The 13,130-nt window shown below is 37.9% G+C and carries 7 protein-coding genes; 4 read left to right on the top strand and 3 right to left on the bottom strand.

All coding sequences use genetic code 11. The features are described from left to right. The first annotated feature begins 34 nt into the window (after positions 1-34). The 4 genes from FTRAC_RS19890 to FTRAC_RS02685 all read left to right on the top strand — a co-directional run bounded on the left by FTRAC_RS19890 (position 35) and on the right by FTRAC_RS02685 (position 10,351). Positions 35-7,297, top strand: coding sequence for an Ig-like domain-containing protein (locus FTRAC_RS19890; RefSeq protein ID WP_013452695.1), 7,263 nt, complete (start codon positions 35-37; stop codon positions 7,295-7,297). Between the two features lie 12 nt (positions 7,298-7,309). Then, the gene (locus tag FTRAC_RS02695) at positions 7,310-7,837 is read left to right on the top strand and encodes a hypothetical protein (protein WP_013452694.1); all 528 of its coding nucleotides are present in this window, start codon (positions 7,310-7,312) and stop codon (positions 7,835-7,837) included. A 261-nt stretch (positions 7,838-8,098) separates the two neighbouring features. Next, entirely contained in the window at positions 8,099-9,778 is a 1,680-nt protein-coding gene (locus FTRAC_RS02690; protein ID WP_221405917.1) for an RHS repeat domain-containing protein, read from the top strand. A 66-nt stretch (positions 9,779-9,844) separates the two neighbouring features. Beyond that, positions 9,845-10,351, top strand: coding sequence for a toxin-antitoxin system YwqK family antitoxin (locus FTRAC_RS02685; protein ID WP_185094425.1), 507 nt, complete (start codon positions 9,845-9,847; stop codon positions 10,349-10,351). Between the two features lie 44 nt (positions 10,352-10,395). On the opposite strand, the gene FTRAC_RS02680 is transcribed toward FTRAC_RS02685, so the two are convergent. From FTRAC_RS02680 to FTRAC_RS02670, 3 genes are all read right to left on the bottom strand, one after another. Beyond that, complete coding sequence (locus FTRAC_RS02680) at positions 10,396-10,629, bottom strand: hypothetical protein (protein ID WP_013452691.1); 234 nt, start codon at positions 10,627-10,629, stop codon at positions 10,396-10,398. 255 nt (positions 10,630-10,884) lie between these two features. Beyond that, positions 10,885-11,796, bottom strand: coding sequence for an IPT/TIG domain-containing protein (locus tag FTRAC_RS02675; RefSeq protein WP_013452690.1), 912 nt, complete (start codon positions 11,794-11,796; stop codon positions 10,885-10,887). Positions 11,797-11,814: 18 nt separating this feature from the next. Further along, positions 11,815-13,035, bottom strand: coding sequence for a hypothetical protein (locus FTRAC_RS02670; RefSeq protein WP_013452689.1), 1,221 nt, complete (start codon positions 13,033-13,035; stop codon positions 11,815-11,817). Positions 13,036-13,130 lie beyond the last annotated feature (95 nt).

Below are 13,130 nucleotides of genomic sequence, written 5' to 3'. Positions count from 1 at the left end.
TATAAATGATCTACAAGAAATTAAGCATAGTGAAATGAAAAAAAATTACCTAAAATATATTTTAATAAGTATTTGCTTACTATTGGTTTCTTTTTTGGCCGAAGCAAGTATCCAAGGGCCCAACAAAGTATTGCCTGGTAGCACTGAATCTTATTCATGTTCTTCATGCCATTTGTATTTAGGATCTGGTTATTGGTTTGTTTTAGGAGGAACTGTAGTGGGTTCCAATTCTAATTATAACTCTGTAAGTGTGCAATGGGATTCAAATGCAGGATCGGGAAGTATTTCCTGGAGAGTCGGTAGAACAAATCATGTAACGCTCAATGTTGCTAGAGGATATGCCCCTTCAGCACCTAATACACCTCAAATCAATGAGTATCTTTGCGATCAAGTAAATATTGGTTTTTCTGGTAGCCCATCGTCCGGTGAAACATGGTATTGGCAATCTAGTTCTAATGGCACATCTGTTAGCAATAGCAGTTCTACAAGAATAGTAAGTCCTAGTACTGGTACAAATTATTATTACTTAAGGGCGAAAAATGATTTTGGATGGAGTAGTGCTGCAATACTAAATCTATCATGGCCGGATCATGAAGTGCCACCAGCTCCGTCAACCACAAGTCGATCTAGGTGTGAACCAGGGAGTGTAACCCTTTCTTCAACTAGTAGTTCTGATTTATGGTATACATCTGCAACTTCGGGTACTCCTTTTCATACAGGATCGTCTTACACCACAAGTTTTTCGTCAACTAAAACTTATTATGTTCAGGCCAAATCAGCTTTTAACTGCTATAGTGCTAGTAGGACGCCTGTTACGGCCACAATATACTCACAGGTTCAAGGAGGATCAATTAGTACATCTCAGAATATATGTGGCGGTGAAACTCCTTCTCAGTTTACGGGATCAGAGGCGGTTCACGGAAATGGTGTTTACCAATATCAATGGAGAATGAGGTCTCCAGGAGGAAGTTGGAGTAATATTAGTGGTGCCACAAACAAAAATTATCAAGCTTCATCCCTATCATCGTCAAAGGACTTTCAAAGAAGAGTTATTTCTTGCGGGAAAACTGCATACTCTAATGTTGTTTCTGTGGTAGTTAACACGGTACCAAGTCTGCCATCAGCAAATTCTGTTTCACGATGCGGTAGTGGTACTCTTTCTTTATCTGCGTCTGTTGGTAGCAATGGGAATACCATTAGGTGGTACACTGCATTGAAAGGAGGAAGCCATTTTCGTCAATCGACCAGCTATAGTCCTAGTTTAAGTAGTTCTAAAACTTACTATATAAGTAGTTATAATACAAATACTGGTTGTGAAAGTTCAAGGGTTAGTATTTCAGCTACTGTAAATTCAATACCAGCTACGCCTACTGCTTCCTCTGCTTCAAGATGTGGAGCTGGAGCAGTTTCACTATCAGGATCCATAGGTTCAAATGGAAATACTATTAGATGGTACACTAGTTCCAGTGGAGGCAGCCATTTTCGTCAATCAACCAGCTATAGTCCTAGCTTAAGCAGTTCTAAAACTTATTATATAAGCAGTTATAATACAAGTACTGGTTGTGAAAGTTCAAGGGTTAGTATTTCGGCTACTGTAAATTCTATACCTTCCACCCCAACAGCGTCTTCCTCTTCCAGATGTGGAGCTGGAACAGTTTCATTATCAGGAACAATAGGCTCAAATGGAAATACGATTAGATGGTATACTAGTTCTAGTGGAGGTAGCCATTTTCGTCAATCAACCAGCTATAGTCCTAGTTTAAGCAGTTCTAAGACTTATTATATAAGCAGTTATAATACCAGTACCGGATGCGAGAGTTCAAGAGTAAGTATTTCAGCAACTGTAAATCCAATACCTGCACTACCCACTGCTTACTCTGATGCAAGATGTGGAGCTGGAACACTTTCTTTGGCAGGAGCAATAGGCTCAAATGGAAATACGATTAGATGGTATACTAGCTCCAGTGGCGGAAGCCATTTTCGTCAATCAACCAGCTATAATCCTAGTTTAAGCAGTTCTAAGACCTATTATATAAGCAGTTATAATACAAACACTGGTTGTGAGAGTGCTCGTGTGAGTGTAGGAGCTATTGTTAGGACTATACCCAATGCTCCAAGTCCGAACTCAGATTCAAGATGTGGATCAGGAATAGTCAGCTTAAGTGGTACTGCAGGTTCAGGTGGAAATACTGTAAGATGGTACAATGATATGAGCGGAGGAGTACATTTTAGGCAATCTCTTAGCTACTCACCAAGTCTTTCAGCTAATCAGACTTTCTATATAAGCACCTTCAATACTTCAACGGGTTGTGAAAGTGACAGAGTGGCGGTTGATGCATATGTTAATTCTATTCCTAGCGTGGATGCTGGTGCTAATCTTTCTTTTCACAAATTTGAAAATTCAGTGAGTTTAAACTCAACAGGAGAATCTCCTGCAGGCGGTACTTATTCTGGGGCATATGTAAATAATAACTCCTTTGATATATCGCAAAGTGGTGTAGGAGATTTTACAGTTACTTATACCTACACCAACTCCGATGGCTGCTCTGCAAGCACTACCAAAACACTCTCTGTTCTAGCTAATCCTGAAATGACAGTAGAGGGCACATTGGATATTGTTTGGGGAGAAGACCGAGAACTTACCGTAGATCCTGGCTTTTCAGGCTATCAATGGTACAAAGATGCGGAGGCCATAAATGGCGCTACATCGAATTCATATACTGTGGAGTCAATCGGTGAATACCATGTGGAAATTACCGCTGCCTCAGGAGCGACTCTAAATCTCGACCCAATTAACTTTATCAATCTAGCTTCCCAACAAAATGAAAATTTTGTCCAAACCATCATTTACAAGACTCCAAAGAAAGAAGGAGAATCAGTTAAGGAAATTGGAGAAGTAAACGAACAGATTTCCTATTTCGATGGATTAGGGAGACCCACACAAACTGTGGCAACTCAAGCCTCACCTAATAAGAATGACTTGATTTCACCAGTTGAGTATGATGAGCTAGGACGACCGAATAAAAGATTTCTTCCTTATGCAGCCGATAAAAAAGATGGCTTGATACATCCAACGGCTTTACGAGGGGCAGGTAATGATTATTTACAATCTAGCCAATATGCTTTTTATGCTGGAAGTGGTACTAATGAGATTGCAAATACAACAGCACCTTTCGCAGAGACAGTTTATGAAAATTCACCGTTAAACCGCCCAGTAGCGCAATATGCACCTGGCGAAAACTGGGCAAAAGAAGAGGGTGCAAAGGCTGTTGCTACTGAATACCAAATTAGCTCCGAAAGTGATTCTGTAATGAGATTTAATGTTGATGGCAATTCATTGCTAGTTGATGGTGAATATGGCAGTGGCGTGTTTCAAAAAACAATAGTGATCGATGAAAACGGAAATCAGAGTATCACCTTTACTGATGCTTCTAACAAAACCGTGTTAAAAAGAAATGTTGCGAGCGGAATGAACTTTGATACCTATTATGCTTATGATGTCTATGATAACCTACGATTTGTCATTCCACCAGAAGCCATTCACCAGCTTGACATAAGCACAGGTCAGTTTCCATCCGATTTATTGGATCAGTTTGTTTTTCAGTACCAATATGACAACAGAGATCGTATGGAATGGAAAAAGGTACCAGGAGCAGAACCAGTTGTTATGATTTATGACGATCGCGACCGGTTGGTGCTAACGCAAGATGGAGAACAGGCTAAAGACAATTTGTTTAGTTTTACAAAATACGATGCCCTCAACCGAACCATCATGACTGGCGAAACGGAAATCAATAATTCCATTCCTAATTTGAGGGATTTGTTAAATGGAAGCGACTGGCTTCAAAACTATGATGCCTTTGAAACCTTGGGCGGAAGCAAATACGGGTATACCTCCAACTCGCTACCGAAGAATCTTGACTTGGTCGAGATTCATACCGTTACTTATTACGATAATTATGATTTTAGAAGTGAAATTTCACTTGAAGGTGCTGAATATGATTATGGAGGCCATGGAATGGAAAATGCCTTTGAGCAATCTAATCACGTAAAGGGTCAGGTTACTGGTAGTTTAACTAGGGTGCTGGGAAGTAATGAGATGCTTGCTTCTATTAATTATTATGATGAAAGGTATCGGTTGATGCAAAACATCAGTGAGCAAAATGGAGGGAATCTGATCACCACCAACAACGGCTATGATTTTGCCGGGAATGTTTTGGGGACTATTACTGAATATCATGTTAATAATGAGAATTATTTTATCACCGAAAGCTTCACCTATGACCACTTAGATAGATTAATGGAAGTTACTCATGAAGTAACTGAACCAGTGAAATGGGAAGGCTTAGTAGGTTATGAAATGGATGCCAATGGTGATTTGACTCACACAGGGGCAGCTGGTTATACAAATACCAATGCATATTCTAAAACTCCCATTAAATTTGAAAATAATGGGAGTTATAGTGTTGAAATAGAAACGCAAGGAAGATTCCTAATTGGATTAAATGATGATCCTAATAGTACTTCATATAGCAACATGGATTACGCACTTTATGTTGCTGGCAATGGATGGTTATATATTTACGAAAATGGAGCAAGAAAAACTGGTGCCGATTTTTTAAATAGTTATATAATTGGTGATGTGGTAGAAATCAGAAAAAAAAATGGACAAATTCACTATGTACATAATGGTGAAATTTTTTGGACTTCTAGCAAAGCTATAACCACGGATCTTTATGCCGATGTAACCACTTATAATGTAGGTGACAGAATTTTAGATGCTAAAATCTCTACATCAGGTAAGCAACTCATGGTCTCCAACCAATACAACGAACTAGGTGAGCTAATAAATAGAAAATTGCACGAGGACGGGGATAATTTTGCCCAAAGCGTGGACTATCGCTATAACATCAGGGGCTGGCTTACCCGCATCAACCATGCGGACCTAAGTACGGACAATGCCAATGAAAAAGCTGACCTGTTCGGGATGGAACTGGGCTATACCGACAATTTTGATTTAAACGCAGAGGCACAATACAACGGAAATATCGCTGCAGTAAAATGGGGAGGAAAAAGAAATGATATTGATGCTGAAAATGTGCTGCAGCAAAATGCCTATGGGTATGGATATGATGGCTTGAATAGAATAACAGCGGCTGACTTTTATGAAGGGTCAGCACAAACTTCAGGCCAAAAGTATCAGTTAAGGATCGATGAATACGATCAAAATGGGAATATCAAGCAGTTGAAAAGACGAGATGCAGACGGGGTTTTAATGGATGATTTGACCTATGATTATGCAGGATCGGGCAATCAACTAAATTTTGTGAGTGATATAGGAGATGTGGAAACTGGATTTAAGGACGGTAATACTTCTGGTCTTGACTATACCTATGACGACAACGGAAATATGATTTCAGATGCCAACAAGGAGATAGATAGTATAAAATACAATAATTTGAACTTACCGGAGGAAGTTATCTTTGAAAACGGGAACAAAATTACCTATATTTACTCTGCTTCTGGCACTAAACTCCGCCAAGAAGTCTACGAAAACAACACATTGATAAAAGCTACGGACTATATCGGCTCACTCATCTTAGAAAATGACACCTTGCAGTTTATCCAAACCGCAGAGGGCAGGGTAGTGCCCAAAACCGTGGACGGAGTCGATAAAAATGAATACCAGTACCACTTGAAAGATCATTTGGGCAATGTACGTACAACCTTTGCCGTGAGAGATGATAATTATGCCACTGATTTTGAGACAGCTGGTAATCCGTATTTCGATAATTATGATGAGATTACCATTTTAAGTAATCCGCTGAAAAAGAGCGGCAATTATGCGCACCGATTAAGTGGCGGTGGCACGGATGTAGTAGGTTTGATGAAAACCCTTTACGTAAGCAAGGGCGATAAAGTCAGTGCAGAAGTATATGGTAAATATTTGGATGCCCAGTTTACCAACGATGAAATTAACGGGGCAGCATTGGTGAATGCTTTGGTTACCATGTTGGGTGGTGGAACGCTAACCGGTGAAGGGACAATAATAGAAAATAACCTGAATTCAGATTTTATTTCAGCTGCCATGGCAGACGGGAGCGAAGAAGAAAGCCCTAAAGCCTATTTGAACTATATCATGCTGGATAAAAATTTCAATTATGTGAATTCAGGTTTTGAAAGACTTGCAGAAAGTGCAGCAGACCCAGGAGATGGCAGTGGTACGCACCAAAAACTTACTTTTGAGGAAATAGCCATAGAAGAGGATGGATATCTGATGGTGTTCTTGAGCAACGAAAGCCAGCAATCCGTTGAGGTCTTCTGGGACGATTTTAGGGTCGACCACCATTATAATGCGGTGCTGCAGGCGGACGATTACTACCCCTTTGGCTTGACTTTTAACAGCTATACAAGAAGTTACTCAAAAGCCAATAATTATAAGTTCAACGGCAAGGAAGAGCAGGAAGAAACTGGGTGGTTGGATTATGGGGCGAGGATGTACATGCCAGACTTAGGAAGGTGGTTTAATGTTGATCCTTTGGCTAATAAATATGACATGCATAGTCCTTACCACTATGCATTAAACAACCCTGTCAGGTACATTGATCCTGACGGGATGCAGATAGAGGGTGTTACGAAAAAAGATGCTGAAAAGACTCATGAGGATTTAAATGCAATTTTTGCAGGAGAGCAATTTGCAGCTTTTAGAAGCCTGATTACTCGTTCAGGTAGAAAGGGTAATGGTAAGAAGTTTAATGCAATTGATTCAGATGCTTTATCAGGAGCTATCGAAGGTCTAGAAGGAGATGATTTAGCCCTTGTAAATTTGGTAGCAGGAGCTATCAACTCAGAGGATGTACATAAGGTAGAATTTGTAGAGCTGGGGGATGATATTTCATCAGATGGAGGAGATGCGGTTGTCGAGCATTTGAATAATGCTCAAAGTGGAATTGGAGATGCATCAAGAAACGCAGAAGGGAATATTAACTCTTCTGTTATTAATGTCTTTGGAGGTGCTGGATTTAATGTACCTACTGAAAATGGGTCACATTCAATAATAGTTGAAGGGGAAGGAGTGCAACAGTCAGGAGGAAATAGGGCTGTAACTACAGGGCATGAAGTTATGGGGCATGGTATACCTTCCGCAAGAGGTGCTGATGCTAAAACAAATAATACTCATGCTATTAGGACAGATAATTTAATAAGGCGGGTTTTGGGTATACAAACTAGAGATGGTTCAAATCACGCAGGTGGTAAAGTTGTTGATCCAAATGCATTACCGAAGATAGGGAATTAAGGAAACAGAATTATGAAAGGAATACTAATCATATTTTTTTACTCATTTTCTTTCGTTGCTTGCTCACAACAGCTAAGTGAAGCTGATAAGCAAAGTCGACAGAAAGCTGATAATGTTGCAAAAAGTCAACTGAAAGAAGAAATTGAAGGTAGTACTCACATCATATTTTCAGTAGCTGATAAAGACTTTATAATTCTTGTGGAAAACACTGGTTCCTACAGAGAGTATTACATCAGAAGCATGGACAATGGGGAGACAAGGATTTTGAAGGATACAACTTTGAATTTATCTGGTGAATTAGCCAAAAGGATGTTTGATAAGACAATTTATAGAGATGATTTTATCACATTCGATTCGGATTTTTTCAAACCAGAGTATGAAGCCTCATCGGGAAATATTACATATTTTGTTATGAAGGATAAACACGGCAAAAGGTACGGAGAAGCAAGGTTGTCTATCTTTATCAAACCCAATCCTATAGACTCAGCTGTTTACTCCTACTTAGTTGAGCGACTTCTGTATTATGCTAAGAGTATGTAAAAATAATAAAGCCCAATCAGGAATGGTTGGGCTTTATCATGAATAAGCCACTCTGGTTTTAGAATCCCTAAGAAAAGTATCAATGACCTGAAAGATAGTTTTTTTAGTCCCCCGCTGGCGCACGCGTTTTCGCGTGTGTCCATTTGGCTTGGAACTAGAAATTTTCAATTATCCTCAAAACCTGTCCATAAAAACAAAATTGTCTATATTTATGACGCTTCAGGTACAAAACTCCGCCAAGAAGTCTACGAAAACAATACATTGATAAAAGCTACGGACTATATCGGCTCACTCATCTTAGAAAATGACACCTTGCAGTTTATCCAAACCGCAGAGGGCAGGGTAGTGCCCAAAACCATGGACGGAGTCGATAAAAATGAATACCAGTACCACTTGAAAGATCATTTGGGCAATGTACGTACAACCTTTGCCGTGAGAGATGATAATTATGCCACTGATTTTGAGACAGCTGGCAATCCTTATTTTGATAATTATGATGAGATTACCATTTTAAGTAATCCACTGAAAAAGAGCGGCAATTATGCACACCGATTAAGTGGCGGTGGCACGGATATAGTAGGTTTGATGAAAACCCTTTACGTAAGCAAGGGCGATAAAGTCAGTGCAGAAGTATATGGTAAATATTTAGATGCCCAGTTTACCAACGATGAAATTAACGGGGCAGCATTGGTGAATGCTTTGGTTACCATGTTGGGTGGTGGAACGCTAACCGGTGAAGGGACAATAATAGAAAATAACCTGAATTCAGATTTTATTTCAGCTGCCATGGCAGACGGGAGCGAAGAAGAAAGCCCTAAAGCCTATTTGAACTATATCATGCTGGATGAAAATTTCAATTATGTAAATTCAGGCTTTGAAAGATTGTCAGAAAGTGCAGCTGACCCAGGAGTTGGCAGTGGTACGCACCAAAAACTTACTTTTGAGGAAATACAAATAGAAGAGGATGGCTATCTGATGGTGTTCTTGAGCAACGAAAGCCAGCAATCCGTTGAGGTCTTCTGGGACGATTTTAGGGTCGACCACCATTATAATGCGGTGCTGCAAGCGGATGATTACTATCCCTTTGGTCTAACTTTTAACTCCTACCAAAGGAGTTATTCAAAGGCTAATAACCATAAGTATAATCAAGGAACTGGTGATAAAACATTTCAAGGAGCGGAAGGAAAGTTTTTTAGAACAGAGAGAGTACCAGAACTTGGATGGGATTTGACAAAATTTAGGGCATATGATCCAGCTTTAGGTAGATTTATGAATATTGATCCTATGGCTGACAAATTTTCACAAGAAAGTCTTACGCCATACCAATACTCATTCAATAATCCTATACGGTTTAATGATCCGTACGGTGATTGTCCGATTTGTCCTGAAACTGCAGTTGAAGGATTTAAGGCATTTGGCCAAATGATGAGTCGGGAATTTAATAAAGGGTTAGATGCTGTCGTAAGCTTTGTAGGCCCAGATTCAAATTTTGAAGGAGCTGGAGAAGAGGTCGCTGGTGGAATCCCACTAGTGACGGCTGTTGATATGCCTTCAGAATCTACAAAAACCACCGCAGAAAAGACCGAAGCAACATTAAATATTGACCTACTTTTGGTTTCGTCTGGGGGTGGAGCTGGTAAGCATAGTGGTTCAAGTGATCCGTCTGTAGATATTGCAGAATCCTTAAGCAAGGTAAAAGAATTATTTGCCGAAGGTAGTAGTGGTAATTCTGCAAGCTCAAATGAAAATGTGCAAAATGGAAATAAGTCAAGTGCATCGGGAAGTGGTAATGAGATTGAACTTGATACATTAAGAAAAAATAGTTTCTTCCAGCTGAATGGTAGAGCGGGGTACGATTTTCAAATAAGAAGGGATTTTGGCAATGGAAATATTGATACAGTTGAAACAGAATTTATTTTTAAATCAGTAATTGGAATTTAAATGAAAAGTTGTAAAGTTAATCTGTCGATTATGTTATTAGTGCTTTTATGGTCCTGTTCAAAAACCATGGAAGTAAAAGAATATTATGAATCAGGTGAGTTAAGATACACTGGTCAAAAAGTAGAAGGAAAGAGACAAGGAGAATGGTCAGTTTATGATAAAGATGGAAATGTTATTGAAAAACTTACATATAGTAATGATTCATTAAATTTTCGACAAACCTTCATAGATGGAAATCTGGCTATTGAAGAGGAGCTTACGGATTCTATAAAGCATGGTGAGTTAAGAATATATTATGAAAATGGGAACCTTAAAGCCTTAACTAATTATGTATACGGCAAAGAACAGGGGTTGTCAAAAGACTATTACCCTAATGGGAATATTAATACTATTTACATAAATAAAGGAGGTAAAACCGTTAATTTTAAGCAGTATTATTCTAATGGTTCTATCTTTGCTGAGGCAGATACATTTGGGGAAGGAGTAGTAAGTTTCTCTGATTCTTTGGGTAATCGAACCTATGATGTAATGTATAATAATGGCGAAATAATTGATACTGTAAAGTCTTACTAAATTTCCAGTCTAAATCTTTTGAAATGTTTTACGAGAGCCATGCCTTACATTAAAACCCCCGTTCCCGCCATGTTCCAAATGGTGTGAGATAGCTCTTTTGCATCTATAGCAAGCTGAACAGAGTTGTTTTCTTGGTATCTTCTGTTACCGATTATCAACAGTCTTGGTGCATATGACCAATCAGCAATGAAACACGGAATTTTCATAACCACCAAAACCTTCCTATAAAAACAAAAAGTTTCTAAAGGTACTTTGCTTCTGTTAGCAAAATTCGTCATGAAGTTGGTTAAAATCCCGTTGGCAGAGCAATAAGATAAAAGGTAACAAAGGAGAGTACCTAACAGATCGTCCAGAAGCTAGGACAGTGCAGTAGTTGAACCCGCATGGGCGGGATCAGGCGGAGAGTAGTGCATTACGATAGTGAGCCATTTATCTTTCCTTCCCAGCAAGAAAAAATACCGTGTGAAGCACAATGCCCTTGGTGTGTTGGCAAGGCAGCAGCCTGAATGCCAGCAAAGTCGAGCTTTTGTACCTTAATTATCCACAAAAATTAAGTCCTCATCTGATTCTGCAAAAAACTCAGTGTTGGCTATTTCCGCTCTAATTTTTTTGCTCCCTGTTACATTTGACCCAGATAGCATTTCCACTGTGATTAAATTACCCCTTTCTTCATGAACGAAAAACTCCTGATCACCCCAATAAAATTTATTGAAGGTATAAGGAAGTGGAAGAAGGTTTTTGACAGTTATTTGTATTTTATCACCTTCTTTGGCTCGTTTAGGTGTAAAGTCTATAATCTCAGGCATTAACAATGTAAGTTGATCATCTGATTTTACTTCTATTCCAGTAGCTCTTATGGATACATTATTTATTCTTTTAGTCAAATTGAGTGGTAGAAATGCCTTTATTTTAGTATCGGTCACTTCTACAATTTGAATTAGCCTTTGATCCACATAGACATTTAAATCATAAGGGTGAAAACTAAAGTTCTTTCCTTCAATATAAAGAGTATCTGTCCAAGAAATTACTTTAGGATAAAAATCATCAAAAACTACAGCTTGGCTTCCCTTGCTAATAAATTCTGTTATTTCCCCTTCTGCTTTTATATTACCAAATTTTATGTAAGGAGTATAAAAATAGGATTCGTTGGCTGCCAATCCTGATGATATTGTAAAACTAAATTCATCTGCTTCTAGAGGCTCCTCAAATGTTTTCGTCACTTTTCTTACAGAATTCTGCCACCAAATAAATCCATATTCAGTAATTTCATAGGCGGACTTATTTTTTGAGATTTTTGCAGATAAAACTACGCCCTCCTCTGATATACTTTCTATTGAAGATTCTTCAATAGTCGGAAAATCATAATCATAATCCGTAATGCTACAGCCAAACATCAAAAATAATAATATCGAAAAGGTGCTGAATTTTTTAATTTGATCTATCATTTCAAATTTTACTTTATATTAAAATTTAATTCCGAAAAATACTTGATTTCTGATTAGTTTGGAGTTAATTATTTCATGAAACCCTTCTTTTTCAAACCATGGGCTAGCAGAATACTCAATTCTATAACCGAAAAGCCCATATAGATTGCCCATCTTTTTTTGAAGACCAAAACTTAAATTACCACCAGGGGCGAATTTTGTCAAATTGATCGTTGTATCTGCTACCATTTTAAGTTCCCTGTGAGAAAACCTATACCGACTAGCATCTGAAGTTAAATGTAAATTATTTATTAAAGAAGCACCCATAAATAGGGAATAATCCAAATTGATAGGTTTATAGTAATTCATGCCAATTGCAGTCTTTATGGTAGTTAGGCTGTAATGAAATTCTTCTATTATGGAGTTAAATTTCGGAGCCTCCGTTGTTTCATTAAATTTACTAGATATTAGGTTCCCAGAAAAAATTTGATCTCTAGTAAATTCTAACTCTATTCTCCAGAGAAAATTTCTGGAAATGTTTTTATCAGCTAACTCTATAAAAACTAAAGGCGAAATAGTATGGTTAATTTTATGTTTACCATGTAAAATATCTTCTACACCATCATCTAAATGTTTAATTGATAATGAATTATGATTTAACATTCCCATTATTCCCCAATTCACCTTAAAATCAGTGTTGTTTTTAAAAGTTTTGGAGTTGCTTCCAAAACAATTATCATAGTCATTAAGAATTTTCAATAAGCTCTTCTCATGAACCTTTACATGATAATTATCAAGCCTTAAAGATTCACAATCGTCCAGCAGAGTAGTTAGTATACCAATATGCTTATTAGACTTTCGTATTTCTTCAATATGGGTAAGTCTGCCATTTTCTTTTTGCAGGAATATTTTATCATTAAGTTTAAGTAGCGAAATTCGGCCTTGATAGATCAATCTGTAAAAGCCTGGGAAATGTGTTTTTGCTGTATCAGAAATTGAAATGTAGGCAAAGCCGTTAAATTCTCCATAGGCTTTTATATCTTCATAAGAATAAACAATTTTCTCTTTGCCGTCAAGAGCTATGAATTCAGCTTCTTTTGTAATCCTGTCTTTTGGGAGTTCAGGATTCACGTATCCCACAATAGTGTCTTGATCATGATTAACTATATACCCATCGTTAAATACTTGACTATAAGAATTTTGTAGGTTGGTACATAGAATTATTAAGATAGCTACAAGAAAATAGTGTATTCTTTTCATTTTAAAATAATAGTTGAAATATCGACCAAAACTAACGATTTATTTAAATAAAAAATTAAATGTGTTGAGAATTTTTCCTCCAGACTAAAGATTTT

Origin of the sequence: Marivirga tractuosa DSM 4126 (assembly GCF_000183425.1) — a bacterium.
GTDB lineage: Bacteria > Bacteroidota > Bacteroidia > Cytophagales > Cyclobacteriaceae > Marivirga > Marivirga tractuosa.
The sequence above is the reverse complement of the archived record's forward strand: the minus strand, read 5'-3'. Positions and strand labels throughout refer to the sequence as shown.